The sequence below is a fragment of the Spirillospora sp. NPDC029432 genome (assembly GCF_040703975.1).
Lineage (GTDB): Bacteria > Actinomycetota > Actinomycetes > Streptosporangiales > Streptosporangiaceae > Spirillospora.
The window spans coordinates 59,094-84,969 of record NZ_JBEZWH010000013.1; the positions used below are offsets into that span (position 1 = coordinate 59,094).

The window sequence follows — 25,876 nt, forward strand, 5'->3', positions numbered from 1 at the left end:
GACCGGCATCGGGGAACGAAGCCGCAGGTACCGGGAGCCGCTGCGGCGCCGCAGGCCAGCCGAATATGGCGCGGCGGTATCGGCGAACTTCCGCACGCGGGCCGTCCATTTTGCAGGCCCTGGGACGACGATGCGGCAATTGCGGGCCGCGGCCGGAGAAAATGCGGAATCGGGCGCCTTCCCGCCACCTTCGCGATAACTTCCCGCTCTATTCCGTATCTCCGGCCGCGGCCGGTTCGAGCCCGGCGCGGGTGCGCCCGGAGCTCAGACTCCGGTGAGCTCGTTGGGCGCCTGCGGCAGCGTCGCGGTCAGCGTCACCTTCCCCGACTCGATGTCGACGGCGTGCACCTTCCGGGCCGCCGGGTCGGTGACGTACGCGGTGTGGTCGCGCACGTGGAGGGCGGGCCGCGCCTGCTGCCATTCGAGCGGCTCGCTCCATTCGCCGAGGACCTCGATCCGCCGGGTGACCTTCCCGGTCTCGGGGTCGATGACGTGGACGGCCCCGTCGGTCCCGAGCACGAGGGCCTCACCGTGCGGGCCGCGCCCCAGCGACCGGAACGTGTAGCTCGTCCCGAGGTCGACCAGCTTCAGCTTGCCGGTACGGGTGTCGATCAGCGACACCCGCTCGGGCCGTTCGAGCTCGGCGTCCGGGTCGGTCTTGTAGTCGCCCAGGACGATCGGGGACTCCTCGTGCCCCGCCTGGTTGCCGATGCGCCCGTACGGGTCGGGCGAGTCGATCTTGGTGATCTTCCCGTCCTTGTAAAGCAGGGCGCCGGTCTCGCAGCCGATTATCACGGCCTCGTCCTGGGCGGTGGCCTCGCCGTGCACGCCGGGGCAGTCCTCGTTGCGTGCGATCTCCTTGCGGTCCTTGCCGAGCACCTGGATGCCGGGCCGCTTCTCCTCGTCCCCGAGCGTGACCACCAGCTCGCCGTTCGACAGCTCGATCGCGACGCCGTGGTGGGCGTGCTCGGTGGTGTGCGTGGCCGCCTGCGGCAGCCCCTCGCCGCCGAGCTGCTTCGGGTCGAACGCGGTCACCTTGCCCGTGCCGTCCGAGAACAGGACGGTACGCCCCGCGTGCCGCACGACGTGGCCGGGCTTCGGCGCGGCGAACTCGTCGTCGGTGAGCCGGGCGCCGGCCGCGTCGAGGACGCGGAAGCCGGTGGACGTGGAGACGAGCGCGTGGCGGCCGTTCCCCGCCGCGTTGACCCGGTTGAACCCGGGGAGCGGGAGGGTCGCGGCGACCTTCAGCGTCGTGCCGTCCAGGACGTACAGGCCGCCGTCGTAGGTGGCGACGAGCGGCTCCTTGACCTGGGTCTTCGGCTGCGCGGCCGGGCGCGGCTCCTCCTGGCCGCACGCGGTGAGCGTGAGGCCCAGCGCCAGCGCCATGGGGAGCGCGGCCGCCTTGATACGGGACATGGGTTCTCCTGCTTCCTGTTTCCTGTGTTTCCCGGTCATTGGCCCGACAGCGCGGAGGCGATGGCGCCGGTGTTGGCGCGCATCATCCGCAGGTACGTGGGGGCGTCGCCGTCCGGGCCGGTGAGCGTCTCGCCGTGCAGCGCGACGATCGTGATGGCCAGCCCGGTCTCCTTGACCATCACCTCGGCCAGCCGGGCGGGCCGGGCCGAGTCGGCGAAGACCGCCCGGACACCGGCCCGGCGGACCGCGCCGGCCAGCGACTCCAGGTCCGCGCCGCTGGGCGAGGCCAGCGTGGTACCGCTCGGGATCACGGCCCCGACGACCTCGAACCCGTACCGCCCGGCCAGGTAGCCGAACACGTGGTGGTCGGTGACGAGCTTGCGGCGCGCGGCCGGGATCGCGCCGAACCGGCCGCGCATCTCGCCGTCGAGCGCCTCGACCCGGGCGCGGTACGCGGCCGCGTTCGCGCGCACCTTCGCGGCGTCGACGCCGGCGACGCGCCGCACCACCCGCTCCGCGATCAGGTCGACGGCCTTGGCCGCGCGGACGGGATCGGTCCAGAAGTGCGGGTCGGGCATCCGCGCGGTCTTCCCGCTGGTGTACCGGATCGGGTCGACGCCCTCCCCCACGGCCAGCGTCGCCGTGCCCTGCCGCTCCGCCGCCTGGACGTGGCGCGCGACGCCCTCCTCCAGGCCGAGGCCGTTGTGGACGAGCAGCGCGGCGTCCTCGAGGCGGGCGGCCTGCCGGGCGGAGATCGCGAACGAGTGGGGGTCGGTCCCCGGCCGCATCAGCACGGTCACCTCGGCCTGGTCGCCGACGATGTTGCGGGTGATGTCGCCGAGGATGTCGGTGGTGACGACGACGCCGGTCCGGTCCGCGCCCTCGCCGGCGCAGCCGGCGAGCGGGAGCGCGAGGCACAGCGCGGCCAGTGCCGCGAGCAGCCGCGCCCTCACCAGCCCGTCTCCACCATGTGGGCGGGGGCGAACCCGAGGTCGAACGTCCGGGCCTCGCGCAGGTCGTCGGCGTAGTCGATCTCGTGGACGGCCCGGCCGGCCGGGTCGTTGACGTAGGCCCGCGCGGTGTCGACCTGGATGACCGCGTTCCGGGTGTCCTTCAGCAGCCGCCGGGAGGTGAGCCGCTTCCCGGTCTCCGCGTCGTACGAGCTCAGGGTGCCGTCCTCGCCGAGCACCAGGACGGGCGCGTCCTCGCCCACCGCGTTCACGGCCGCGGCGGGCCCGGAGCCGACGCGGTGCCACTCCTTCGCGGCCAGGTCGAGGACCCAGGCGCCGTCGTCCCCGGCGGCGGCCGCCAGCACGGCGGCCCCGGGCCGGTGGTGGAACCGCCCGGCGCGCTCGCCGGCGGGGACCGTGCCCGGGTACGCGATCTTCTCCGCGGCGAACCGGCCGCCGTCGCCGGTCACCAGCAGCGCCCCGTCCGCGCAGCCGAGGACGGCGCCGCGCCGCGTCACCGCCTGCCCGCGGGGTTCGGGGCACGGCTCGGGCAGCTCCGACACCCGCCGGCCGGAGCGGTCGTGCACCGCGACCCGCCCGCCGTCCCCGGAGGGGACCAGCAGCCGCTCGCCGTAGGGCAGCGCCGTTCGGCCGGTGATGCTCGCGGCCTGCCGGATCTCGCCCTTGCCGAGGGCCTCGCGGTCCAGCACCCGGACGCCGCCGGGCGCGGCCAGCGCCGTGCGCGCGGCGTCCCCGGCGACGGTGTCGGCGCCCGCGCCGGCGAGGTCGCCGACGACGCCCGCCCGCGCGCGGTAGTAGTGCACGTGGTCGCCGTGGTCGACCGTCCACACGCCGGTGTCGGCGATCCGCACGCCGCCAGCGGTGGCGAGGTACGCGAAGCGGCCGTCGGTGGCGATGCCGGTGAGGCCGTCCACGGTGCCGATCTCGGTGACCTTCTCGGTGGCGGGGTCGAGGGCGCGGACCCTGCCGCCGCCCGCCTCCGCCAGGACGAGCCGCCACTGCGCCTCGCCCGCCTCCTCGGCGCCCTCGACGTACCCGTGCGGTACGGGCTCCGCCGCCGCTCCCGTCCCGTCCGAGCCGTCGCCCGAGCCGCCGCACGCGGCCAGCAGCGCCACCGCCGCCCCGGCGGCGAGGATCGGCAGCCCGCGCCGCGCCCGCGGGCGGGCGCGGGCGGGATTCCGGTCTGGGGGGTTCATCGGGCGGCTCCTTCCAGGGCCTGGGGGCGGGCGCGGTCGCGGACGTGCGCGGCCAGCGCGGACACGAAGAACAGGGCGACGGCGGTCGCGGTGATGGTCGCGCCGGCGGCGGTGCGCAGGTGCCACGACAGCAGCAGGCCGGCGACCGTCGACAGCGCGCCGAGCAGCGCGGCGCCGGCCATCACCGCCGGGACGCCGCGCGCCCACAGCACCGCCGCGGCGGGCGGCGCGACCAGCAGGCCGAACACCAGCAGCGTCCCGACGACGTGGAACGAGGCGGTGAGCGCGAGGGTGAGCAGGGCCAGCAGCGCCGCCTGCGCGAGGCGGGGGCGCAGCCCGAGGGTCGCGGCCTTGCGCGGGTCGAAGGCCAGCGCGGTGAACGCGCGGTGCCCGGCGGCGGCGATGACGGCCGCCGCGGCCAGCGCCGCCGCGAGCACGGCCAGGTCGCGCGGCCGTACGGCGAGCACGTCGCCGAACAGGAACGCGGTCAGGTCCACCGCGAAGCTCCGCGACCGGGACACGATGATCACCCCGGCGGCGAGCATCCCGGCGAACAGCAGGCCGATGGCGGTGTCCTGGGACAGCCGCCGCGACCGGGCCACCGCGGTGACGCCCAGCGCCATCGCCGCCGCGCTGAGCGCGGCGCCGAGCATCAGGTTGCCGCCGAGCAGGGAGGCGGCGGCGACGCCGGGCAGCATCCCGTGCGACATCGCGTCGCCGAGGAACGCCATGCCGCGCAGGACGAGCCACGTCCCGGCAAGGGCGCAGATCCCCGACACCAGCAGACCGGCCCAGAGCGCCCGTTCCACAAAAGAGACCCCAAATGGGGCAAACAGCCACTCCATGGCGGGCATCGTATAATGAAAACCGTTATCGTTTGCAAGAGAGGGGTGTCGGTGGACGGAACGGCGATCAGGCTTGACGGGGTACGCGCGGGCTACGGCTCCACGACGGTCCTGCACGGCATCACCGCGGCGGTCCCGCGGGCGCGGGTCACCGCGCTGACCGGGCACAACGGCTCGGGCAAGTCGACGCTGCTGGGCGTGCTCGCCGGGACGCTGGCCCCGTCGGCGGGCACCGTGGAACGCGGGCACGCGCGGCCGCCCGCCATGGTCTTCCAAAGCGCCCCGGCGCCCGCGGCGCTGCCGATGACGGTCCGGGAGGCGGTCGCCATGGGCCGCTGGGCGCTCCGCGGCCCGTGGCGGCGCCTCACCCGCGCGGACCGCGCCGCCGTCGACGCCTGCATGGAGCGCGCCGGCGTCGCCGGCCTCGGCCGCACGCAGCTCGCCCGTCTGTCGGGAGGCCAGTACCGGCGCGTCCTGCTCGCCCAGGGGCTGGCCCAGGAGTCGGACCTGCTCCTGCTGGACGAGCCCGCCGCCGGGCTCGACCACGGCGCGCGCGAGGACGTGCTGGAGGCCTTCGGCGAGCTGGCGGCGAGCGGCGTGACCGTCGTCCACGCCACGCACGAGACGGACGCGGCCGGGCACGCCGACCACCGCCTCCACCTCCGGGACGGCCGGCTCGCGCCGTCCGCGAGCGCGGCGCGCTGACGCCCCCGCGCTCCGCTCCCTCCAGCCCCCGGCCCCCCAGCCCCCGGCCCTCCGGCCCTCCGGCCGCCCGGGACCGGTGACCCGCCGGAACGGGGACCTTGGTCCGGCGGCCCGGTGACCGACGGCAGGGGCCCCGGCCCGCGGCGCGGTGATCAGCTTGAGGCACGGCACCGCACCGCGCCCGAAGGAGGCGTCCATGAGCGCGAAACCCGCCCGCCGCAAGCTGGGGCCCTGGATGGCCACGGCCCTCGTGGTGGGCAACATGATCGGGTCGGGGGTGTTCCTGCTGCCCAGCACGCTCGCGGAGTACGGGCCGATCAGCCTGGTCGCGTGGGGGTTCACCGCCGCCGGAGCGATCCTGCTGGCCCTGGTGTTCGCGCGGCTGGCCCGCGCCTACCCCAGGACCGGCGGCCCGTACGCCTACGCGCGGCGGGCGTTCGGCGACTTCGTCGGGTTCCAGACCGCGTGGGGCTACTGGATCGCCGTGTGGGCCGGCAACGCGGCGATCGCCGTCGCGTTCGTCGGCTACCTCGCCCACTTCTGGCCGGCGCTGCGCGACGACAGGATCCTCGCCGCAGGAGTGGGCCTGGCGACCATCTGGCTGCTCACGGCGGTCAACGCGTACGGCGTCCGCGGGGGCGGCGCCGTCCAGGTCGTCACCACGGTCGTCAAGCTCGTGCCGCTGCTGCTGGTCGCGGTGGTCGGGCTGTTCTTCGTCGAGGCCGGCAACTACGGCGAGTTCAACGCCAGTGGCGGAAGCGCCTTCTCCGCGGTGACGGCCGCGGCGGCCCTCACCCTCTGGTCGTTCATCGGCCTGGAGTCGGCGACCGTCCCCGCCGAGGACGTCGAGGACCCGGAGCGGACCATCCCGCGCGCCACCGTCGCCGGGACCGCGGTCACCGCGCTCGTCTACATCCTCGGCACCGTCGCCGTCCTCGGCCTGGTCCCGGCGGCCGCGCTGGCCACCTCGACCGCCCCGTTCGCGGACGCCGCCGGCGCCGCGTTCGGCGGGTGGGCCGCCGACCTGGTCGCGGCGGGCGCCGCCATCAGCGCGTTCGGCGCGCTGAACGGCTGGATCCTGCTGCAGGGCCAGATCCCGTTCGCCGCCGCGCGCGACGGGCTGTTCCCCCGCGTGTTCACCCGCACCGGACGCGGCGGCGCGCCGGTCGTCGGACTCGCCGTCTCCAGCGTCCTGGTCACCGGGCTGATGCTGATGAACTACAACGCCGCCCTGGTCGACCAGTTCACGTTCATCATCCTGCTGGCCACGCTCACCACCGTCATCCCCTACTCCTACGCCGCCGTCGCCGAGCTGGTGCTGCTGGCCACCGACCGCGCCGCGTTCTCCGGCGGGCGGCTCGCCCGCGACGCGGTGATCGCGCTGCTGGCGTTCGGCTACTCGGCCTGGGCGATCGCCGGCGCCGGCTACGAGGTCGTCTACAAGGGCACGCTGCTCATCCTCGCCGGCATGCCGGTCTACGCCTGGCTGAAGTATCGCGCCAAGGGCGTCCACGACCAGGAGGTGGACGCCGAGATCGAGACCGCGGTGGAGGCCGCGGAACTCTACGGCCCGCCGCCGCCCGGCCGGCCCGCGACGCCCGAGCCGCCCGCCCACGCCGCCTGAAGGGACCCCTCCGTGTTCACCGTCTCCTCCGAGGTCGGGCGCCTGCGGCAGGTGCTGCTGCACCGCCCCGACCTGGAACTCCTCCGCCTCACCCCGGCCAACAAGGACGACCTGCTCTTCGACGAGGTGCTGTGGGCCAGGCGCGCCCGCCAGGAGCACGACGTGTTCGCCGACACGCTCCGCGAGCGCGGCGTGCGGGTGCACTACCTCGCCGACCTGCTCGCCGAGACCCTCAAGATCGACGAGGCCCGGGCCGGCGTCCTCGACCGCACCGCGGCCGAGGCGGCGCTCGGACCGACGCTCGCCGGGCCGGTGCGGTCCGTGCTGGACGCCATGGACCCGCAGACCCTCACCCGCCACCTGATCGGCGGGCTGACCAAGGCCGAGCTGGACCTGGCCGTGCACAGCCTGCTGCTGTCGTCCCTCGACGACGGCGACTTCGTGCTGGCGCCGCTCCCCAACCACCTGTTCACCCGCGACCCATCCGCATGGCTCTACGGCGGGGTCACGCTGCATCCGATGGCCAAGCTGGCGCGGCGCCGCGAGACCGTCCACCTGGACGCCGTCTACCGGTACCACCCGATGTTCGCCGGCGGCGACGTCCCCGTGTGGTACCAGGGGATCGACCTCCGGCTGCCGTCCCTGGAGGGCGGCGACGTCCACGTCATCGGCGACGGCCTGGTCCTGGTCGGGATGAGCGAGCGCACCACCCCGCAGGCCGTCGAGCTGCTCGCCCGCCGGCTGTTCGGCGCCGGCGCGGCCCGCGAGGTCATCGCGGCGCGGCTGCCGCGGCGCCGCGCGTTCATGCACCTCGACACCGTCCTGACGATGGTCGACCGGGACGCCTTCACCGCCTACCCGGGGCTGCCGCCGCTGCGCTCGTACAGCCTCACCCCAGGCCGCGACGCGGGCCGCGAGGTCCTGGTGCGCGAGAACGACGCGCTGTTCCCCGCCATCGCCCGCGCCCTCGGCCTGCCCGGCGTGCGCGTCCTGTCCGCCGAGCAGGACGTGCGGGCCGCCGAGCGCGAGCAGTGGGACGACGGCGACAACGTGCTCGCCCTCGAACCCGGCGTGGTCGTCGCGTACGAGCGCAACGTCACCACCAACACCATGCTCCGCCGCGCCGGGATCGAGGTCGTCACCATCCCCGGCGGCGAGCTCGGCCGCGGCCGCGGCGGCCCCCGCTGCATGAGCTGCCCCCTCCAGCGCGACGCGACGACCCCCGTGAACGAGGTGACACCGTGAAAGACCTGCTGCGCGCCGCCGACCTGAGCGGCGACGACGTGACCCTCCTGCTGCGGCTTGCGGCCGACTTCCAGAACGCGCCCGAGTCCGCGCACGACCTGCTCGCCCACCGCACCGTGCCGATGTACTTCGCCAAGCCGTCCACCCGCACGCGGCTGTCGACCGCGGCGGCGGTGGCCCGGCTCGGCGGGACGCCCGTCGCGGTCGGGCCCGACGAGCTCCAGCTGCGGCGCGGCGAGACCATCGGCGACACCGCCCGGGTGATGGGCGCCTACGCCGCCGCGATCGTGATCCGCACCTTCGCCGACGCCGATGTCGCCGACCTGGCCGCGGCGGCGCCGGTCCCGGTGGTCAACGCGCTGACCGACGGCCACCACCCGCTGCAGGCCGTGGCCGACCTGCTCACCGTCCAGGAGCGCTTCGGCCACCTGCACGGCCGCCGCGTCGCCTACCTCGGCGACGGCGGCAACGTCGCCCGCAGCCTGATGGAGGCCGCGGCGCTCGCCGGGATGGACGTCGCCGTCGCGACGCCGCCCGGGTACGCGCCGCCGGACGAGGCCGCGGAGTTCGCCGCCGCCGAGGCCGAGCGGCGCGGCGGCGCCGTCACGCTCACCGCCGACCCCGTCGAGGCGGTCAAGGGCGCGAGCGTCGTGTACACCGACGTGTGGCTGTCCATGGGCGACGCCGACAGCGAGCGGGAGCGCCGTACCGCGGCGCTGGCGCCCTACCGGGTGGACGAGGAGCTGATGGCGCACGCCCGCGACGACGCCGTCTTCATGCACTGCCTGCCCGCGCACCGCGGCCAGGAGGTCACCGCCGGCGTCCTCGACGGCCCGCGCTCGCTGGCCTTCCGGCAGGCCGCCAACCGGCTGCCCGCCACGCAGGCGGTGCTGTACGCGCTGCTCACCCGGCGGCTGGAGGGACGGCGATGAGGATCGTCGCGGCCCTCGGCGGCAACGCGCTGCTGCGCCGGGGCGAGCGGCCGGACGCGGCCGTGCAGGTCGCCCGCGTCCGCGAGGCCGTCCGCGGGCTGGCGGCGCTGGCGGGCGGCAACGAGCTGATCGTCACACACGGCAACGGCCCGCAGGTCGGGCTGCTGGCCGTCGAGAGCGCCGCCGACCCGGCGCTGTCGGCCCCGTACCCGCTGGACGTGCTCGGCGCCGAGACGCAGGGCATGATCGGCTACTGGCTGGCCCGCGAGCTGCGCCGCGCCCTGCCCGGCCGCGAGATCGTCGCCGTCCTCACCGAGACGGTGGTCCGCCTGGACGATCCCGCGTTCCGCGCGCCGGCCAAGTTCGTCGGCCGTACGTACGGCGCCGCGGAGGCCGGGCGGCTGCGCGCCGAGCACGGCTGGACCCTGCGCCGGGACGGGGCGGACTGGCGGCGGGTCGTCCCCTCCCCCGAGCCGCGCGACATCGTCGAGCTGCCGACCATCGCCCGCCTCGTCGGCGAGGGGTGCCTGGTCATCGCGGCCGGGGGCGGCGGCGTCCCGACCGGCGGCGACCATCGCGGCGTCGAGGCCGTGGTGGACAAGGACCTGGCCGCCGCGCTGCTCGCGACCCGGCTCAAGGCCGACGCGCTGCTGCTGCTCACCGACGTCCCCGCGGTCATGCAGGACCACGGCACCGCGCGCGCCCGCCCCATCCGCGGCATCACCCCCGCCGGGCTGCGGCGCCTGCCGCTGCCCGCCGGATCCATGGGCCCCAAGGCGGAGGCGGCCCGCCGCTTCGCCGAGCACCGCCGCGGCTCCGTCGCCGTGATCGGCGCGCTCGCCGACGCGCCCGCGCTCCTGTCCGGAGCCGCGGGCACCCGCGTCGAGGCGGCATGACACAGCAGCGAGATGCAGCGAGAGCAGTGAGATCGGAGAACGCCATGCAGGAGCAGGTCGACGTCGTGGTCGTGGGTCTGGGGCCGGGCGGCGAGTTCGCCGCGGGCGAGCTGGCCGCGGCGGGACTGGACGTGATCGGGATCGAGGCGGGGCTCGTCGGCGGCGAGTGCCCGTACTGGGGGTGCGTCCCCAGCAAGATGATGATCCGCGCCGGGAACGCGCTGGCCGAGGCGGGCCGCGTCCCGTTCCTGGCCGGCGAGGGCAAGGCGGTCGCCGACTGGGACCGGGTCGCCGACCGCGTCCGGTCCGAGGCCGCCTCCGGCTGGAACGACCGGGCCGCCGCCGGCCGGCTGGAGGCCAGGGGCGTGCGGCTGGTGCGCGGGACGGGACGGCTCGCCGGCCCGCACCGGGTGATCGCCGGCGAGCGCGCGTTCGAGGCCGCCCGCGGCGTCGTGCTGGCCACCGGCTCCCGGCCCCGCGTCCCCCCGGTCCCGGGCCTGGAGGGGACGCCGTACTGGACGAACCGGGAGGCGATCGAGGCCGAGGAGGTCCCCGCCTCGATGCTCGTGCTCGGCGGCGGCGCGATCGGGGTGGAACTGGCCCAGGTCTTCGCCCGCTTCGGCTGCGCGGTGACCGTGCTGGAAGGCGGGGACCGGCTGCTCGCCCAGGAGGAGCCGGAGGCCGGGGAGCTGGCCGCGCGGGCGCTGCGGGCCGACGGCGTCACCGTGCGCACCGGGGTCCGGGCCGTCCAGATCGAGCATGACGGCACCATGTTCGAGGCCCTGCTCGAAGGCGGCCTGGAACCGCTGCGGGCCGAGCGCCTGCTCGTCGCGACGGGCCGCCGCCCCGACCTGGCCGCGCTGGCTGTGGACACCGCGGGCATCGACCCCGCCGCGCCGGCCGTGCCGACCGACGGGCAGCTGCGGGCCGCGGACGGGCTGTGGGCGATCGGCGACATCACCGGCCGCGGCGCGTTCACGCACGTCGCGATGTACCAGGCGCGGATCGCCGTCCGCGACATCCTGGGCCGGCCCGGCCCGGACGCCGACTACCGGGCGCTGCCGCGCGTCACGTTCACCGACCCCGAGATCGGGGCCGTGGGCCTCACCGAGCGGCAGGCGCGCGAGCGGGGCGTGCGCGTGCGCACCGCCCTGGTGCCGATCGCCTCGTCCGCGCGGGGCCTGGTCCACGGGCCCGGCAACGAGGGGTTCGTCAAGCTCGTCGAGGACGCCGGCCGCGGCGTCCTGGTCGGCGCGACCTCCGCCGGCCCCACGGGCGGCGAGGTGCTGTACGGCCTGAACGTCGCCGTGCACGCCGAGGTCCCCACCGCCCGCCTCGAGCACATGATCTACACCTATCCGACCTTCCACCGGACCGTGGAGGCCGCCCTGCGCGAACTCCGCTGACCCCGCCCGGGAAGGGGTGTCACAGATCGCCGGCCTGTCTTGTCGTAGCTGACCGGGGGCGCTCGAAGGCGAGGCGGGACCAGTGACCAGCGGAACAGGGGCGGCGGCGATGGGCGGAACCGGGCCGGAGGACGGCGGCGGGCGGGAGGACCTCGACCGGGCCGCGGCGGACTTCGCCGCCGCGCGGCCGCGGCTGTTCGGGATCGCGTACCGGATGCTGGGCAGCGCCACCGAGGCCGAGGACCTGCTCCAGGACGTCTGGCTGCGCTGGCAGACGTACGACCGCTCCGCCGTGGCCAACCCCGCCGCGTTCCTGGCGACTGCCACCACCCGGCTCGCCATCAACGCCCTGCAGTCGGCGCGGGCCCGCCGCGAGACGTACATCGGCCCGTGGCTCCCCGAACCGGTCGACACCGGCGCCGACCCGCACCTCGGCGCCGAGCGCGGCGAGGCGCTCGGCCTCGCGGTGCTGCTCCTCCTGGAGCGGCTCCCGCCCGGCGAGCGCGCGGCGTTCGTGCTGCGGGAGGCGTTCGACTACCCCTACGCGCAGATCGCGGACATCCTCCAGGTCACCCAGGTGGCGGCCCGGAAACTGGTGAGCAGGGCCCGCTCGCACGTCGCGTCCGGGCGCCGCGCGCCGGTGTCCGGGGCGGAGCAGCGCAGGCTGCTGACCGCCTTCGTCGCCGCCGCCCGCTCGGGCGACCTGGCCGCGCTGGAGAAGCTGCTCGCGGCGGACGTGATCAGCTACTCCGACGGCGGCGGCGCCGTCCGGGCGTCCCGGATCCCCGTGGTGGGCGCCGACCGCGTCGCGCGGTACCACAGGGCGTTCGCGGCCCGGTTCTGGGCCGGGGTCGACGTGGAGTGGCGCAGCGTGAACGGGCAGCCGGGCGCGCTGCTCCGCCGCGACGGCGCGGTGCTCGCCGTCCTCGGCCTCGGCGCCTCCCGCCAGGGCATCGACCGGGTGCTCTGGATGATGAACCCCGCCAAGATCGCGGCGGTGTCCGCCATGCCGTGACCCGCCGGCCCTCGCGATGCGCCGCGGACGTCACAACCGGGCCGGCCGCCCGGTCTTAGCTGGCGTCTCGGAGGAAGTGAGGACGACGTGCGGACGACGAAGAAGGCCCTCCCCGGCGGGGGCCGGCCATGACGCGCCCGGAGGCGGGCGCCGGTTCGGCGGCGGAGATGCTCGACGAGCGGCGGCACCTGCTGGAGACCGCCCTGTGGATGTTCGGCTCGCCCGCGGCGGCCGAGCGGATCGTCCAGGAGACCTACCGCCGCTGGTACGCCCTCGGCGACGGCGAGCGCGCCCTCATCGACCGGCCCCGGGCCTGGCTCACCAGGGTCGCGGGAGGCATCTGCCTGGACCTCCTCGCCGCCACCGCCGCGGCCCGGCCCGGCGGCGGCGCCGCCCAGCCCCCGCGGCCGGGCGGGGCCGGGGGCGCCCCCCCCCGCCGGCCCCCGCCCCCGGGCCCCCCCCCCCCGCTCCCGGGGGCGCCCCCCGCGCCCCAGGTAGCTTGCCCTTGGCGGGCGGGGGGGCGGGCCGCCCGCCCGGGGGGGGCCCGCCCCCCCGCCCGGCGTCAGCCGCGGTACGGGTGCGCCTCGTCGAGGGCGAGGTTGAGCTCCAGCACGTTGACCGCCGGCTCGCCCATGAACCCGAGCGCGCGCCCGGTCTCGGCGTCCCGGATCAGGCGCTCGACCTCCCGCGCGGGGACGCCGCGGGCCTTGGCGACCCGCGCGGCCTGGAGGTCGGCGTACGCGCGGGAGATGTGCGGGTCCAGCCCGCTGCCGCCGGCCGTGACGGCGTCGCTCGGCACGGCCGGCCTGGCCGGCGCGTCCCCCTTCACGGGGACGACCACGCCCTTCGCGTAGTCCTCGCCGTAGCGGGCCAGCTCGACCTTCACGCCCCGGTAGGCGGCGACGAACGGCGCCTTCACCACGCCCTGCTGCTCGTTCAGGCTGACCACCCGCGTCGGGCGCGGCACGGAGCCGTCCGCCGCGCGCTCGCCGAACACCGCGAGGACGGCCCCGGCCCCGCCGGGGGTGCAGTACGGGCGGCGCCCGTCCACGCCCTCCAGCCCGCCGACGTCGCGGCTGCGCTCGCAGACCTGGGTGAGCAGGCTCTGCCGGGCGTTCTCGTCCTCCTTGCCGGCGGCGACGGCCGCGGGGTCGGGCAGGGTGTCGACGACGTCCTCCGGGCCGAGGTTGCTCGCGCCGGTGGAGGTGGGGTCGTAGCCGTCGCCGGCGTTGGACGGGCGGCTCTGGAAGTACTGCCTGAGCGGGTCGCCGTCCGCGTCCGTGAACGACTGGCCGATGAGCGAGCTGCCGACGACGCGGCCGTCGCGCTCGATGAGGGACCCGTCGGCGTGGTCGCTCAGCCCCGGCAGCCGGCCGACGGCGAAGACGGCCAGCGGGTAGAGGACGCCGAGCAGGACGGTGAAGACCAGCAGCGCGCGGAGCGCGGCCAGGTGCTGGCGGATCCAGCTGGGTGCGTGCATGTCAGGACATCCCCGGAAGGAACTGGACGATGAGGTCGATGAGCTTGATGCCGATGAACGGGGCGACGAGCCCGCCCAGCCCGTAGACGCGCAGGTTGCGCGACAGGAGCCGGGACGCGCCGCCCGGCGTGTACCGCACGCCGCGCAGGGCCAGCGGGATCAGCGCCACGATGACCAGCGCGTTGAAGACGACGGCCGAGAGGATCGCCGACTGCGGGCTGTGCAGGCGCATGATGTTGAGCGCGTCCAGCCCGGGGAACAGCCCCATGAACATCGCCGGGATGATCGCGAAGTACTTGGCGATGTCGTTGGCGATCGAGAACGTGGTGAGCGCGCCGCGCGTGATCAGCAGCTGCTTGCCGATCTCCACGACCTCGATGAGCTTGGTGGGGTCGGAGTCGAGGTCCACCATGTTCCCGGCCTCCTTGGCGGCCGAGGTGCCGGTGTTCATCGCGACGCCGACGTCGGCCTGGGCGAGGGCCGGGGCGTCGTTGGTGCCGTCCCCGGTCATCGCGACCAGCCGGCCGCCCTCCTGCTCCTTCCTGATGAGCGCGAGCTTGTCCTCCGGCCTGGCCTCGGCGAGGAAGTCGTCCACCCCGGCCTCGTCGGCGATGGCCCTGGCGGTCAGCGGGTTGTCGCCGGTGATCATGACGGTCCGGATGCCCATCCGGCGCATCTCGGCGAACCGCTCCCGCATGCCGTCCTTGACGACGTCCTTGAGGTGGATGACGCCGAGGACGCGGGCGGTGCCGCCCGCCAGCTCGCCCACCACCAGCGGCGTGCCGCCGGACGCGGAGACGCCGTCGACGATGCGGCCGAGGCCGGGGGAGACGTCGCCGCCGTGCGCGCGGACCCAGTCGGCCACCGCGGTCGCGGCGCCCTTGCGGAGCGCCCGCGCGGTGCCGTTCTCGGCCAGGTCGACGCCGCTCATCCGGGTCTGCGCGGAGAACGGCACCCACGTCGCGTGCGCCAGCTCGCCGGGGGTGCGCTCGCGCAGGCCGTACTCGCGCTTGGCGAACACGACGACCGAGCGGCCCTCCGGGGTCTCGTCGGCCAGGCTGGACAGCTGCGCGGCGTCCGCCAGCTCCGCCTCGCCCACCCCGTCCACCGGGAGGAACGCGGCGGCCTGCCGGTCGCCCAGCGTGATCGTGCCGGTCTTGTCCAGCAGCAGCGTGCTCACGTCGCCGGCCGCCTCGACCGCGCGCCCGCTCATGGCGAGCACGTTGCGCTGCACGAGCCGGTCCATGCCGGCGATGCCGATCGCCGACAGCAGCGCCCCGATCGTGGTCGGGATCAGGCACACCAGCAGCGACACCAGCACGATCCCGGTGACGCCGTTGCCATCGAGGGCGGGCGAGTCCGGCACGCCGGGCAGGCCGCTCTTGGCGTAGATCGCCAGCGGCTGCAGCGTCGCCACCGCCAGCAGGAACACGATCGTCAGCGCGGCCAGCAGGATGTTCAGCGCGATCTCGTTCGGCGTCTTGCGCCGGTCGGCGCCCTCCACCAGCGCGATCATGCGGTCGATGAACGACGCGCCCGGCTTCTGCGTGATCTTCACGACGATCCGGTCCGACAGCACCTTGGTGCCGCCGGTGACGGCCGAGCGGTCGCCGCCCGACTCCCGGATGACCGGCGCGGACTCGCCGGTGATCGCCGACTCGTCCACGCTGGCGATGCCCTCGACCACGTCGCCGTCGCCGGGGATGATCTCGCCGGCCTCGACCACCACGTGGTCGCCCTGCTTCAGCTCGGGCGCGCCGACGCGCTCCTCCCGGACGGAGGCGGCGCCGGGCGCCCAGCCGAGCAGGCGGCGGGCCACCGCGTCCGCCTTGGCCTTGCGCAGCGCGTCCGCCTGCGCCTTGCCGCGCCCCTCGGCGACGGCCTCGGCCAGGTTCGCGAACAGCACGGTCAGCCACAGCCACGCGACGATCAGCCAGCCGAACACGCTCGGGTCGAGCACCGCGAGCACGGTGGTGAACACGGCGCCGACCTCGACGATCAGCATCACCGGGTTGCGCCACAGCGTGCGCGGGTCCAGCTTGCGGAACGCGTCGGGCAGCGACCGCACGAGCTGCTTCGGGTCCAGCAGGCCGCCCTGGACCTTGCCGCCCCCCTTGCCCGCCGGAGCGGGCGGCTCGGCCTGCTTCTCTGGAACGGTCTGGACGGCCATCAGTTGATCCCTTCGGCCAGCGGCCCGAGCGCGAGCGCCGGCAGGAACGTGAGAGCGACGAGGACGACGGTCACCCCGGCGACCATGCCGACGAACTGCGGCCGGTGCGTGGGCAGCGTGCCCGCCGACTCGGGCGTGCGCGCCTGGCGGGCCAGCGAGCCGGCCAGCGCGAGCACGAAGATGATCGGGATGAACCGGCCGAGCGCCATGCACAGCCCGAGCGCGGTGTCGTAGAAGACCGTGTTTACCGTCAGGCCGGCGAACGCCGACCCGTTGTTGTTGGACGCGGAGGTGAAGGCGTACAGGACCTCGCTGAGGCCGTGCGGGCCGCTGTTCAGCATGCCCTCGCGGCCGCTCTCGGTCGCCATCGCCACCGCCGTGCCGGCCAGCACCAGGACCGGCATCACCAGGAAGTACAGCGCGGCGAACTTGATCTCGCGGGCGCCGATCCGCTTGCCGAGGTACTCGGGGGTGCGGCCGACCATCAGCCCGGCCACGAAGACCGTGATGATCGCGAGGATCAGCATGCCGTACAGGCCGGAGCCCACCCCGCCGGGCGCCACCTCGCCCAGCATCATGTTGAACATCGTCATCATGCCGCCGAGGCTGGTGTAGGAGTCGTGGAAGGAGTCCACGGCGCCGGTGGACGTCAGCGTGGTCGCCGCGGCGAACGTCGCCGAGTTCGCCACGCCGAAGCGCGTCTCGACGCCCTCCGCCGCGGCGCCCGCCGCGGTCGGGACCGTGCCGTCGCCCATCAGCTGGAACGTGGTGGTCAGCGTGACGCTGACGACCGCGATGGTCGCCATCACGGCGGCGATCGCGTACCCCTGCCGGTTCTGCCCGACCATCCGGCCGAACGTGCGCGGCAGCGCGAACGGGATCACCAGGATCAGGAAGATCTCCAGCCAGTTGGTCCAGGACGCGGCGTTCTCGAACGGGTGCGAGGAGTTGGCGTTGTAGAAGCCGCCGCCGTTGGTGCCCAGCTCCTTGATGACCTCCTGGCTGGCCACCGGCCCGCCGGTGATGGTCTGCGTGCCGCCGGTCAGCGTGCTCGCGGTGGTGCCGCCGTCGAAGTTCTGCACCAGGCCGCCCGCGATCAGCGCGACGGCGCCGACGAAGGCGATGGGCAGCAGGATCCGGATGGCGCCGCGGGTGAGGTCGGCCCAGAAGTTGCCGAGGTGCTCGGTCTTCGCGCGGGCGAACCCGCGCACCAGCGCGATCGCCACCGCCATGCCGACCGCGGCCGACACGAAGTTCTGGACGGCCAGCCCCGCCATCTGCACCAGGTGGCCCATCGTCGACTCGCCCGAGTACGACTGCCAGTTGGTGTTGGTGACGAAGCTGACCGCGGTGTTCCAGGCCTGGTCCGGCTTGACCGGGTCCATGCCCAGGCTCAGCAGCAGGTGCTGCTGCACGCGCTGGAAGGCGTACAGGAACAGGATCCCGGCCACCGAGAACGCCAGCACGCTGCGGGCGTAGGCGCCCCAGGTCTGCTCGTTCTCCGGGCGGGCCCCGATCAGCCTGTACACGGCGCGTTCCACGCGCGTGTGGGAGGTACCGCTGTAGACGCGGTACATATAGTCGCCGAGCGGCCGGTACGCGACGGCCACGGCGAGCGCGAGGGACCCGATGAACAGGATCCCCGCGACGGTCGTACTCACTAGAAACGCTCCGGATATACGAGGGCGATGACGAGGAAGACGATCAGCAGCACGGCCAGCACCAGGCCGGCGATGTTCTCGGCGCTCACAGCCGCTCCACGCCCTTCACCAGCAGGCCGAGCGCGACGAAGATCGCCACGGTCAGCAGGACGAACGCCACGTCGCTCATGGTCGGTAGGTCACCTCTGTGTCGGATTCACGGCTGTACGTTCTGGGCCCGTTTGGGAGTAAAGCGCGAGTTCAAGGGGGTTTCCGGGGGCGTTGACGCGTTCTTGACGCCGGTCGCGGCGGTTTTGACGCCGTCCTGACACCGAGCCCCGCGAATGCCCCTGAAAGGGAGTCACCCCACGTCGCGTGCGAGAAGGTCCTCGACCGTCTCGCGGCGGACCAGGACCCGCGCCCGCCCGTCCCGGACCGCGACCACGGGCGGGCGGCGGACCAGGTTGTAGTTGGAGGCCATCGAGTGGTGGTAGGCGCCCGTGCAGGGCACCGCCAGCAGGTCTCCCGGCCGCACGTCGGCGGGCAGCCGCGCGTCCCGGACCAGGACGTCCCCGGCCTCGCAGTGCCGGCCCACGACGGTCGCCCGCCGGGTGCCCGAGCCGCTCTTCCGGCCGACGAGGCGCACCGAGTAGCGGGCCCCGTACAGGCTGGGCCGGGGGTTGTCGCTCATGCCGCCGTCCACGGCGACCAGCCGCTCGCCCGCCGCGCCGCGCTTGACGCCCACCACCCGGTAGACGGTCACCCCGGCCCGCGCCACGACGGCCCGGCCGGGCTCGATCGTCAGCAGCGGCACCGGCAGCCGGTGCTCGGCGCAGCACTCCCGGACGGTCCGCAGCAGCCGCCCGGCCAGCAGGCCGGTGTCGAGCTCCGGCTCGCCCTCCCGGTACGGCACGCCGAACCCGCCGCCCAGGTCCAGCCGCCGCGGCGTGACGCCGTGCCGGTCGCGTACCGCGGCCAGGAAGGCGATCATGCGGCGGGCGGCGCGGTCGAACGCGCCCGGATCGGTGATCTGGGAGCCGATGTGGCAGTGCAGCCCGACCAGGTCCAGCCCGCGCTGGCCCAGCACCCGCCGGACCGCCTCGGCGGCGGCCCCCGAGGCCAGCGGGAAGCCGAACTTCTGCCCGTCGGTCCCGGTGGTCAGCGCGGCGTGCGTGTGCCCGTCCACGCCGGGCGTGACCCGGACCAGCAGGCGCGGCCGGTGCCCGTCGCCCGCCAGCGCGGCCAGCCGGGTGATCTCGTGGAACGAGTCCACCACGATCCGGTCCACGCCGTACGCCAGCGCGGACTTCAGGTCCTCGGGCGTCTTGGCGTTGCCGTGCATCAGCACCCGCTCGCCGGGGAACGCCGCGGTGCCCGCCACGGCCAGCTCGCCGGCCGAGCACACGTCCAGCGACAGCCCCTCCTCGGCGATCCAGGCCGCCATCGCCCGGCACAGGAACGCCTTGCCGGCGTACGCGACCTCCACGCCGGGGAAGGCGTTGCGCAGGGCGCGGCAGCGGTACCGCACGTCCGTCTCGTCCAGGACGTGGACGGGCGTGCTCCAGCGGGCGGCGATTGCGGTGAGCGGCACCCGGCCGATCGACACGTCGCCGTCGGGGTGGGCGCGGGCCGTGGCGGGCCAGAGCGCGCGGTCGAGACCCTGGACGAGCGCCGTCATCGGGCACCCGCCACGACGCGCTCGGCGCCCCGGGCCGCCGGCGCGGCCGGGAACTCCGGGCCGACCAGCAGCGGATCCACCTGGATCCGCGTGATGCCCATCGGCCGCAGCAGGGACCGCAGCGCGCGCTCGCCGAGGCGGATCCGGCGCTGCCCGCCGCCGAGCGCGGCCCGCAGCCGCTCCTCGGAGGTGAAGGCGATCCCGACCCGCTCCCCGGTCCGGTCCAGGCGCCCCGTCCGGAGCGCGACGATCCCGCTCTCGCCCGGTCGTACGGGAACGATTAACTGCTCGTCCACCAGCCCGTCCTTTCTCGAACTTCAAGGCCGGGAGTCACGTTATTGCCAGAAAAGGCCAAAATCGGCCGCTTCTACGCCGTATTGACGGCGGCCGCGGAAATCCTGACGCGATCCTGACGGGCGGGGAGCGCACGGAAAAACGAAAGGGCCTGGCACCCCCCTCTGGTGCCAGGCCCTCGCCCTTTTGGCCCGATCAGCGCAGCAGCAGGCTCCGCAGCCTTTCGAGCCTCTCGGTCGCGTCCGCCAGATTCCGCTCCATCGCTCCGGTCGCGTCGCGCAGCCCGCGCCCGATCGCCTCGCGCTCGCCGATCAGCGAGTTGTCCGCGCCGAGGAACCCGGCGAGCCGCTCCCGCCCCGCGAACTCGATCTCCCGCTGGGCCCGCCCGGTCAGCTCCACGATGAGTTCCGCCAGCTCCCCGGCCCCCATCCGCATCGCGCGCGGATCCAGGTGCAGCGCCCGCAGCCCCTCCGTCCGGGAGCACTCCACCGCCACCCGCCCGTCCGGCGACTCGGCGCGCGCGGTGAGCGCGGTCTCCGCCTCGTACATCTCGCGGAGCCCGGCGATGAACCGGTCGGCGTCGTCGGCCAGCCTCTCGGGGTCGAATCCGAGAACGTCCTGCAATTCCTTCATTCGCTCATTCCCAGGGATATGAATAGGAGCCGTCGGCGTTCTGCCCGGGAGTCAGGCCCCCGGTGACCGCCTGGCTTCCCCCGTTGTACTGCGTTTCGTGGAAAGCCTTGGCGCCGGCCGCGTGAGAGAGGCCCGGAGTGCCGCTGCCGAGGCCCGTGGCGGTGAGGTCGCGTTCCACGCGGTTCGCGGTTCCCCACGCCAGCATCGGCCCCTGGTCGACCGTCGCCTGGACGAAATTTTCCAGGCCGCTGAAATCACCGTGCGCCGCCTCCGCGAGGATGTCGCCGGCGACGAGCGTGCCGAGGATTCCGGCGCAGGTGTGGAGCGCCGTGTCGAACGCGGCCTCCACGGCCTTGAGCGTCGCGTTGACGTTCGCCAGCGTCATCGTCGCCGTGAGCCGCGCCATCGCCGCGCTCGGCGGGAAGACGGTCGAGACCGCCACCCACGCGGCCAGCGCCGCCAGCAGCGCGGCCACCATCGACATGAACACGATCATGGCCATGGTCAGCGTCGCCGCCGTGAACAGCACCGCCGCTACGGCCGCCGCCCGGATCTCGATCGCCAGCAGGTCGGCGAGATGGCGGTCCATCCGGCGGCGGAACGCGCGGCCGTCCTCGCTCCGCCAGCCGTCCTCCTCGACGCCCTCGACGAGCCGCTCGACCTCCTCGCGCACGGCCCGTACCCGCGACACCGCCCCGGCCCACGCGACGCCGCCGTCCCAGAACGCCTGCGGCGGGTACTGGTGGACGTACAGCGGCGGCACGAACGGCCACGCCGCCGGCACGCCCAGCGCCGACAGCGCCAGCGCCGCCGCCGAGCCGATCTGCAGGTTCCGGCGCGCCAGCTCGGCGCCGTGCTCCAGCCCGATCACGGTCACACCACCCGGGGCGCGCTCGCCCGCTCGGCGGCCTCCCACACGTCGGCGGAGCGCCCGGCCCGGTCGCCGATCTCGGCGGTGTCCTCGGCCCGCTGCCGCAGCTCGCGCCGCGTGTACGCCTCGACCTCGTTGTACGCCAGCGCCAGCGAGTAGGTGAACGAGGTGAACGACGCCTCGGCGACCGACAGGCCCACCAGTCCCTCGACGGCGGCCTCCAGCCCGCGCGACGCCGCCGGAAGCGCCGCCTTGAGCTCGCGCAGCCGGTCCCGCTCGACCTCCACCTCCTGGGGGGTCGGGGGCGGCGGCGGAGGCGGAGGCCATCCGGGGGACGGGGAGTGGCCGTTCAGGATCTCGTCGATGCGGTTCACGGCCGCCAGTCAAGATCGTCGGAAGGGCGTCCGGCAAGGTGCCTTAACGCCCTGTTGACAGACCCCTGACGCCGTCCTGATCCGGGCCGCGCACGGGTCCTCGCCGTTCAGCCGGTCTTCGGGGTCGCGCGGTCGATGATCGGGGCCAGGTCCAGGCCGGGCGGCAGCGTGCCGAACGCGTGGCCCCAGTCGCCGCCGAAGCGGGTGGCGCAGAAGGCGTCGGCCACGGCCGGGTGCCCGTACCGGACCAGGATCGAGCCCTGGAGGGCGAGGGCGAGCCGCTCCACCACGCGGCGGGCGCGCAGCTCGATGGTCGCGACGTCGGCGAGCGACGCCTTCACCTCGCCGATCGCGGCGTCCAGCCGGGCGTCGGCGCCCGCGGCGGCGTCGATCTCCGCGAACAGCGCCTCCACCGTCTGCGGCTCCTTGGCCATGGCGCGCAGCACGTCCAGCGCGGCGACGTTGCCGGAGCCCTCCCAGATGGAGTTCAGCGGGGACTCGCGGAAGAGCCGCGGCATGCCGGACTCCTCGACGTACCCGTTCCCGCCGAGGCATTCGAGGGACTCGGCGGCGTGGGCGGGCCAGCGCTTGCAGACCCAGTACTTGCTGACGGCCAGCCCCAGCCGCTTGAACGCGGTCTCGGCCGCGTCGCCGCGTACCGAGCGGTCGGTGGCGCCCGCCAGGCGGAGCATCAGCGTGGTGGCGGCCTCCGACTCGATCGCCAGGTCGGCCAGCACGTTCCGCATCAGGGGCTGGTCGATGAGGTAGGCGCCGAACGCCTTGCGGTGGGACGCGTGGTGCGCGGCCGTGGTCACGCCCTGCCGCATCCCGGCGGCGGCGCCGATCACGCAGTCGAGCCGGGTCATGTTGACCATCTCGATGATGGTGCGGACACCGCGGCCCTCGTCGCCGACGCGCCAGGCGACGGCGTCCTCGTACTCGACCTCGGACGAGGCGTTGGACCGGTTGCCCAGCTTGTCCTTGAGCCGCATCAGGCGCATCGGGTTGAGCGTCCCGTCGGGCAGCACCCGGGGGACCAGGAAGCAGGTGAGGCCGCCGGGCGCCTGCGCCAGGGTCAGGAACAGGTCGCACATCGGGGCGCTGGTGAACCACTTGTGGCCGCGCAGCCGGTACGTCCCGTCCGCCGCGGGCGCCGCCTCGGTCGTGTTCGCGCGGACGTCGGAGCCGCCCTGCTTCTCCGTCATCGACATCCCGGCGAGCAGCCCGTCCTTGCCGGCGGGCTCGCGCAGCCCGAAGTCGTACACCGGGCGGGCCAGCAGCGGCTCGAAGCGGGCGGCCAGCTCGGGGCTCTGGCGCAGGGCGGGGACGGCGGCGTACGTCATCGAGATCGGGCAGCCGTGCCCGGCGTCGACGCGCCAGGTGTAGAACTTGGCGGCCCGCGCCACGTGGGCACCCGTCCGACTGTCCGCCCAGGGCGCGCCGTGCAGGCCGTGCTCGACGGCCGTGCGCATCAGCTCGTGCCAGGCCGGATGGAACTCGACCTCGTCGATCCGGTGCCCGTAGCGGTCGTGGGTCCGCAGGACGGGCGGGTGCTCGTCGGCCAGCCGCCCCCACTCCTGCGCCTGCTCCGTCCCGGCGAGCCGGCCCAGCGCGTGGACGTCCTCCAGCGCCCAGCCGGCGCCCTCCCGCTCGATCCCGTCGAGCAGCGCCCGGTCGTCGGCCGCGTCGTGGCCCGCGAGCGGGGGAACTTGGTTGAACACCTGGTGGGTCGCCATCCGCCACTCCGCAACGCTCGGGTAAACAGGCCGCCACCAGGCAGGATACCGAACCTCATTCGGAACGGTGGAAGGAGTCCTCCCAAAGGCGCGGGGCGATCTCGTCCGCGCGGCGGATTGCCCGGGGGGCCGGAGGGCATACCTTCGGAACCATGAGTCAGCCCACCCCGCATCACCGGCCGCAGATCCCGCCCGATCCCGACCTGCGGGCCTCCGACGCCGAGCGCGAGACCGTCGTCGAGCGGCTGCGGGTGGCGTCGGTGGAGGGCCGGCTGACCTTCGAGGAGCTGACCGAGCGCACCGAGGCCGCCTACCTGGCGGTGACCCGCGGCGACCTGGACACGATCACCCGCGACCTGCCGGGCATGGGCGCGCCCGGCGCCGAGCCCGCCCCGCTCCAGGTCCAGCGCCGATTCACCGCGGTGATGGGCGACTGCAAGGAGCGCATCGTCGGCCGCATCGACCAGCCCCTGGAGGTGCTGTCGGTGATGGGCGACGTCGTCCTCGACCTGCGCGGCGCGCAGGTCCCCAGCGGCGAGGTCGCCGTGACCGCGACCGCCGTGATGGGCGACGTCAAGGTGATCGTCCCGGACGGCGTGCTGGTGCGGATGACCGGCCACTCGATCCTCGGCGACCGCAGGGTCCTCGTCCGCGAAGCGAAGGCCGGCCTGCCCGTCCCGGTGGTACGGATCCAGGCGACCGCCGTCATGGGCGACGTCAAGATCGTCGACGACGAGCACCACGCCCCCGTACGCCGCGCCCTGACGACCTGGTGGGAGGAGCGCCGGACGCGCCGCGGCTGAGCGGGCCCGCCTCAGTCGGGCGGGGCCGCGTCCGGGTGGCCCACGTCGACGCCCGGCGTGGCGGTGCCGCCGGCCTCGTCCTCCTGCCGGGACATCCCCTCCTCCTCGGCGGGCACGGTCTGCCCCTCGTCGGGGACTCCCTCGCCGCCCCGGGGCACGGTGCGGCCGCGCCCGTTCGCGTCCCGGTTCACCGGGGCGAACCGCTTGTCATGGGTCTCTTCGGGCTCGTGCCCGAGGTCTTCGCGATCGGTCATACGTTCCGCATACCCGCTGGGCCGAGGGTATGCGGGAACGCAGTGGACGGCGGTGGATCAGACGGCGGCGGCCGTGGTCGCGGCGAGGGCCTCGGTGTAGCGGAGCAGGACCAGGTCGGCCAGCTCCGGGGCGGCGCCGAGGGCGGGGGAGACCGCCGTGGCGCCGGCGGCCAGGGACTCGGTGCGGACCTTGTCGGCGAAGTGGCCGGGGGCCATGAAGTACGAGGCGACCGCGACGCGGGGCGCGCCCGCCTCGTACAGGGCCCGGACCGCCGCGGCGGGGGCGGGGCGGGCGGCGGAGGCGTAGGCGGGGACCACGCCGTGCCAGCCGCGGTCCCGCCACTCCCGGGCCAGCCGGCCGATCGTGGCATTGGCCGAGGGGTCGCTGGACCCCGCCGACACCAGGACGACGGCCGTCCCGGGGTCGCCGATCTCCACGCCCTCCTCGGCGAGCCGGCGTTCCAGGGCCGCCATCAGGAGCGGGTGCGGGCCCAGCGTGGCGGCCGTGCGGACGTCGAACAGCGGGTGCCGCCGGCGGACCGGCGCCAGCACGCCGGGGATATCGGACTTGCTGTGGTACGCGGCGGTGAGCAGGAGGGGGAGGACGACGGCGCCCGCCGCCCCGCCGGCGGCGAGCCCGTCCAGCACCCGGTCCGGCGCGGGCGGCGCGTGGTCCAGGTACGACGTCAGGACGGGCACGTCCGGGCGGCGGGCCCGGACGGCGTCCAGCAGCTCCTCCACGGTGGCGGCGGCGCGCGGGTCCCTGCTCCCGTGCGCCACCGCGACCATCGGCCGAGTCACAGGTGGATACCGCATTCGGTCTTGCCCATCCCGGCCCAGCGGCCGCTGCGCGGGTCCTCGCCGGGCGCGACGCGGCTGGTGCACGGCTCGCAGCCGATCGAGGGGTAGCCGTCGTAGTGGAGCGGGTTCACGATGACGCCGTTGTCGGACATGTAGTTGTCCATGTCCTCCTGCGACCAGTCCAGGATCGGGTTGACCTTGACCATCCCGCGCTTGCGGTCCCACTCCACGACCCGGCGGTCGCGGCGGCTGGTGGTCTCGTCCCGGCGGATCCCGCTGAACCAGGCCATGTAGCCCTCCAGCGCCCGGCCCAGCGGCTCCACCTTGCGCAGGTGGCAGCACAGGTCCGGGTTGCGGCCGTGCAGCCGGGGGCCGAGCGCGGCCTCCTGCTCCTCGACCGTGCGGGACGGCGTCACGTTGATCACGTTCACCGGGTACACGGCCTCGACCGCGTCCCGGGTGCCGATCGTCTCGGCGAAGTGGTAGCCGGTGTCGACGAACAGCACGTCGATCCCGGGCTTGACCTTCGAGACCAGATGGATCAGGGCGGCGTCCGACATCGAGGAGGTCAGGCAGATCCGGTCGCCGAACGTGGCGGCGGCCCACCGGATGACCTCCAGCGTGGAGGCGCCCTCCAGGGCCGCGGCGGCGGATTCGACGATGTCCTCGAGATCGAGAGTCGGTCTGTCGGTCTCCAGCAGCGTCACCGGTCGTTCTCCTTGCTCGCCTGGGAGGCGTTCGTTCGGGGGGCTCCGACGCCGAGGAACTTCAGCTGGAAGGAGCGGACGCAGTCGGCGCAGTACCACGCCCCGTGCTCCTCGCGTGGTTCCAGGTGCTCCTCCCCGCAGTACGGGCAGTAGAAGGGCGCCGCGCGCTCGCTCATTCCCGCCC

26 protein-coding genes are annotated in these 25,876 nt (G+C 74.8%); 8 read left to right on the forward strand and 18 right to left on the reverse strand.

The window, feature by feature from the left end; genetic code table 11:
* Nucleotides 1-264: 264 nt before the first annotated feature.
* From aztD to aztB, 4 genes are read right to left on the reverse strand one after another with little or no spacing between them, the layout of a single operon-like run.
* Nucleotides 265-1,416: a zinc metallochaperone AztD gene (gene aztD, locus AB0881_RS13315; protein ID WP_366616837.1), complete on the reverse strand. Its 1,152-nt coding sequence runs from the start codon at nucleotides 1,414-1,416 to the stop codon at nucleotides 265-267.
* A 35-nt stretch (nucleotides 1,417-1,451) separates the two neighbouring features.
* A complete protein-coding gene (gene aztC, locus AB0881_RS13320) occupies nucleotides 1,452-2,369 on the reverse strand; it encodes a zinc ABC transporter substrate-binding protein AztC (RefSeq protein ID WP_366616839.1) in 918 nt (305 codons plus the stop codon).
* Nucleotides 2,366-3,583, reverse strand: coding sequence for a hypothetical protein (locus tag AB0881_RS13325; RefSeq protein WP_366616841.1), 1,218 nt, complete (start codon nucleotides 3,581-3,583; stop codon nucleotides 2,366-2,368). Before AB0881_RS13325 ends, aztC begins: the two co-directional genes overlap by 4 nt.
* Nucleotides 3,580-4,428 (reverse strand): zinc ABC transporter permease AztB, encoded by an 849-nt coding sequence (gene aztB, locus AB0881_RS13330; RefSeq protein WP_366616843.1) that lies wholly within the window; start codon nucleotides 4,426-4,428, stop codon nucleotides 3,580-3,582. The genes AB0881_RS13325 and aztB overlap by 4 nt, the downstream gene beginning before the upstream one ends.
* A 51-nt stretch (nucleotides 4,429-4,479) precedes the next feature.
* On the opposite strand from aztB, the gene aztA reads away from it, so the two are divergent.
* The 7 genes from aztA to AB0881_RS13365 all read left to right on the forward strand — a co-directional run bounded on the left by aztA (nucleotide 4,480) and on the right by AB0881_RS13365 (nucleotide 12,251).
* A complete protein-coding gene (gene aztA, locus AB0881_RS13335) occupies nucleotides 4,480-5,133 on the forward strand; it encodes a zinc ABC transporter ATP-binding protein AztA (protein ID WP_366616845.1) in 654 nt (217 codons plus the stop codon).
* A gap of 196 nt (nucleotides 5,134-5,329) precedes the next feature.
* Entirely contained in the window at nucleotides 5,330-6,757 is a 1,428-nt protein-coding gene (locus tag AB0881_RS13340) for an amino acid permease (protein WP_366616846.1), read from the forward strand.
* Nucleotides 6,758-6,769: 12 nt separating this feature from the next.
* Nucleotides 6,770-8,002: an arginine deiminase gene (locus AB0881_RS13345; RefSeq protein ID WP_366616848.1), complete on the forward strand. Its 1,233-nt coding sequence runs from the start codon at nucleotides 6,770-6,772 to the stop codon at nucleotides 8,000-8,002.
* Nucleotides 7,999-8,934, forward strand: a complete 936-nt coding sequence (gene argF, locus AB0881_RS13350; protein ID WP_366616849.1) for an ornithine carbamoyltransferase — start codon at nucleotides 7,999-8,001, stop codon at nucleotides 8,932-8,934. Before AB0881_RS13345 ends, argF begins: the two co-directional genes overlap by 4 nt.
* The gene (locus AB0881_RS13355) at nucleotides 8,931-9,830 is read left to right on the forward strand and encodes a carbamate kinase (protein WP_366616851.1); all 900 of its coding nucleotides are present in this window, start codon (nucleotides 8,931-8,933) and stop codon (nucleotides 9,828-9,830) included. The genes argF and AB0881_RS13355 overlap by 4 nt, the downstream gene beginning before the upstream one ends.
* Nucleotides 9,831-9,874: 44 nt before the next feature.
* Complete coding sequence (locus AB0881_RS13360) at nucleotides 9,875-11,236, forward strand: NAD(P)/FAD-dependent oxidoreductase (RefSeq protein WP_366616853.1); 1,362 nt, start codon at nucleotides 9,875-9,877, stop codon at nucleotides 11,234-11,236.
* 82 nt (nucleotides 11,237-11,318) lie between these two features.
* A complete protein-coding gene (locus tag AB0881_RS13365; protein ID WP_366616854.1) occupies nucleotides 11,319-12,251 on the forward strand; it encodes an RNA polymerase sigma-70 factor in 933 nt (310 codons plus the stop codon).
* A 562-nt stretch (nucleotides 12,252-12,813) separates the two neighbouring features.
* Here the strand turns inward: AB0881_RS13365 and AB0881_RS13370 are convergent.
* From AB0881_RS13370 to AB0881_RS13415, 10 genes are all read right to left on the reverse strand, one after another.
* Nucleotides 12,814-13,731, reverse strand: coding sequence for a potassium-transporting ATPase subunit C (locus tag AB0881_RS13370; RefSeq protein ID WP_366616856.1), 918 nt, complete (start codon nucleotides 13,729-13,731; stop codon nucleotides 12,814-12,816).
* A 1-nt stretch (nucleotide 13,732) separates the two neighbouring features.
* Nucleotides 13,733-15,901, reverse strand: a complete 2,169-nt coding sequence (kdpB, locus tag AB0881_RS13375) for a potassium-transporting ATPase subunit KdpB (RefSeq protein ID WP_366616858.1) — start codon at nucleotides 15,899-15,901, stop codon at nucleotides 13,733-13,735.
* Nucleotides 15,901-17,562 (reverse strand): potassium-transporting ATPase subunit KdpA, encoded by a 1,662-nt coding sequence (gene kdpA / locus AB0881_RS13380; protein WP_366616860.1) that lies wholly within the window; start codon nucleotides 17,560-17,562, stop codon nucleotides 15,901-15,903. The genes kdpB and kdpA overlap by 1 nt, the downstream gene beginning before the upstream one ends.
* Entirely contained in the window at nucleotides 17,562-17,651 is a 90-nt protein-coding gene (kdpF, locus tag AB0881_RS13385; RefSeq protein WP_366616862.1) for a K(+)-transporting ATPase subunit F, read from the reverse strand. Before kdpF ends, kdpA begins: the two co-directional genes overlap by 1 nt.
* A gap of 251 nt (nucleotides 17,652-17,902) precedes the next feature.
* On the reverse strand, nucleotides 17,903-19,219 hold the full coding sequence (gene lysA, locus AB0881_RS13390) for a diaminopimelate decarboxylase (RefSeq protein WP_366616863.1): 1,317 nt from the start codon (nucleotides 19,217-19,219) through the stop codon (nucleotides 17,903-17,905).
* Nucleotides 19,216-19,515 carry an SAV_915 family protein gene (locus AB0881_RS13395; RefSeq protein WP_366616865.1) on the reverse strand — a complete coding sequence of 100 codons (300 nt, stop codon included), beginning with the start codon at nucleotides 19,513-19,515 and terminating at the stop codon, nucleotides 19,216-19,218. Before AB0881_RS13395 ends, lysA begins: the two co-directional genes overlap by 4 nt.
* A 193-nt stretch (nucleotides 19,516-19,708) precedes the next feature.
* Complete coding sequence (locus AB0881_RS13400; protein WP_366616866.1) at nucleotides 19,709-20,146, reverse strand: YbaB/EbfC family nucleoid-associated protein; 438 nt, start codon at nucleotides 20,144-20,146, stop codon at nucleotides 19,709-19,711.
* A 4-nt stretch (nucleotides 20,147-20,150) separates the two neighbouring features.
* Nucleotides 20,151-21,023 carry a hypothetical protein gene (locus AB0881_RS13405; RefSeq protein ID WP_366616867.1) on the reverse strand — a complete coding sequence of 291 codons (873 nt, stop codon included), beginning with the start codon at nucleotides 21,021-21,023 and terminating at the stop codon, nucleotides 20,151-20,153.
* Nucleotides 21,020-21,391 carry a type VII secretion target gene (locus AB0881_RS13410; protein WP_366616868.1) on the reverse strand — a complete coding sequence of 124 codons (372 nt, stop codon included), beginning with the start codon at nucleotides 21,389-21,391 and terminating at the stop codon, nucleotides 21,020-21,022. The genes AB0881_RS13405 and AB0881_RS13410 overlap by 4 nt, the downstream gene beginning before the upstream one ends.
* A gap of 107 nt (nucleotides 21,392-21,498) precedes the next feature.
* On the reverse strand, nucleotides 21,499-23,127 hold the full coding sequence (locus AB0881_RS13415; protein ID WP_366616869.1) for an acyl-CoA dehydrogenase family protein: 1,629 nt from the start codon (nucleotides 23,125-23,127) through the stop codon (nucleotides 21,499-21,501).
* A gap of 152 nt (nucleotides 23,128-23,279) precedes the next feature.
* On the opposite strand from AB0881_RS13415, the gene AB0881_RS13420 reads away from it, so the two are divergent.
* Nucleotides 23,280-23,930 carry a DUF1707 domain-containing protein gene (locus AB0881_RS13420; protein ID WP_366616871.1) on the forward strand — a complete coding sequence of 217 codons (651 nt, stop codon included), beginning with the start codon at nucleotides 23,280-23,282 and terminating at the stop codon, nucleotides 23,928-23,930.
* 11 nt (nucleotides 23,931-23,941) lie between these two features.
* On the opposite strand, the gene AB0881_RS13425 is transcribed toward AB0881_RS13420, so the two are convergent.
* From AB0881_RS13425 to AB0881_RS13440, 4 genes are read right to left on the reverse strand one after another with little or no spacing between them, the layout of a single operon-like run.
* Nucleotides 23,942-24,184 carry a hypothetical protein gene (locus AB0881_RS13425; protein WP_366616873.1) on the reverse strand — a complete coding sequence of 81 codons (243 nt, stop codon included), beginning with the start codon at nucleotides 24,182-24,184 and terminating at the stop codon, nucleotides 23,942-23,944.
* Nucleotides 24,185-24,241: 57 nt separating this feature from the next.
* Complete coding sequence (locus AB0881_RS13430) at nucleotides 24,242-25,000, reverse strand: sirohydrochlorin chelatase (RefSeq protein WP_366616874.1); 759 nt, start codon at nucleotides 24,998-25,000, stop codon at nucleotides 24,242-24,244.
* Entirely contained in the window at nucleotides 24,982-25,692 is a 711-nt protein-coding gene (locus AB0881_RS13435; protein ID WP_366616876.1) for a phosphoadenylyl-sulfate reductase, read from the reverse strand. Before AB0881_RS13435 ends, AB0881_RS13430 begins: the two co-directional genes overlap by 19 nt.
* Entirely contained in the window at nucleotides 25,689-25,868 is a 180-nt protein-coding gene (locus tag AB0881_RS13440; protein ID WP_366616877.1) for an Insertion element protein, read from the reverse strand. Before AB0881_RS13440 ends, AB0881_RS13435 begins: the two co-directional genes overlap by 4 nt.
* Nucleotides 25,869-25,876 lie beyond the last annotated feature (8 nt).

Coding starts and splice junctions, on each gene's coding strand:
- aztB (WP_366616843.1), bottom strand. CDS start 4,428: ATGGAGTGGCTGTTTGCCCCATTTGGGGTCTCTTTTGTGGAACGGGCG.
- AB0881_RS13425 (WP_366616873.1), bottom strand. CDS start 24,184: ATGACCGATCGCGAAGACCTCGGGCACGAGCCCGAAGAGACCCATGAC.
- AB0881_RS13360 (WP_366616853.1), top strand. CDS start 9,875: ATGCAGGAGCAGGTCGACGTCGTGGTCGTGGGTCTGGGGCCGGGCGGC.
- AB0881_RS13355 (WP_366616851.1), top strand. CDS start 8,931: ATGAGGATCGTCGCGGCCCTCGGCGGCAACGCGCTGCTGCGCCGGGGC.
- AB0881_RS13340 (WP_366616846.1), top strand. CDS start 5,330: ATGAGCGCGAAACCCGCCCGCCGCAAGCTGGGGCCCTGGATGGCCACG.
- lysA (WP_366616863.1), bottom strand. CDS start 19,219: ATGACGGCGCTCGTCCAGGGTCTCGACCGCGCGCTCTGGCCCGCCACG.
- AB0881_RS13370 (WP_366616856.1), bottom strand. CDS start 13,731: ATGCACGCACCCAGCTGGATCCGCCAGCACCTGGCCGCGCTCCGCGCG.
- AB0881_RS13400 (WP_366616866.1), bottom strand. CDS start 20,146: ATGAAGGAATTGCAGGACGTTCTCGGATTCGACCCCGAGAGGCTGGCC.
- AB0881_RS13415 (WP_366616869.1), bottom strand. CDS start 23,127: ATGGCGACCCACCAGGTGTTCAACCAAGTTCCCCCGCTCGCGGGCCAC.
- AB0881_RS13420 (WP_366616871.1), top strand. CDS start 23,280: ATGAGTCAGCCCACCCCGCATCACCGGCCGCAGATCCCGCCCGATCCC.
- kdpB (WP_366616858.1), bottom strand. CDS start 15,901: ATGGCCGTCCAGACCGTTCCAGAGAAGCAGGCCGAGCCGCCCGCTCCG.
- AB0881_RS13325 (WP_366616841.1), bottom strand. CDS start 3,583: ATGAACCCCCCAGACCGGAATCCCGCCCGCGCCCGCCCGCGGGCGCGG.
- AB0881_RS13430 (WP_366616874.1), bottom strand. CDS start 25,000: ATGCGGTATCCACCTGTGACTCGGCCGATGGTCGCGGTGGCGCACGGG.
- aztD (WP_366616837.1), bottom strand. CDS start 1,416: ATGTCCCGTATCAAGGCGGCCGCGCTCCCCATGGCGCTGGCGCTGGGC.
- AB0881_RS13440 (WP_366616877.1), bottom strand. CDS start 25,868: ATGAGCGAGCGCGCGGCGCCCTTCTACTGCCCGTACTGCGGGGAGGAG.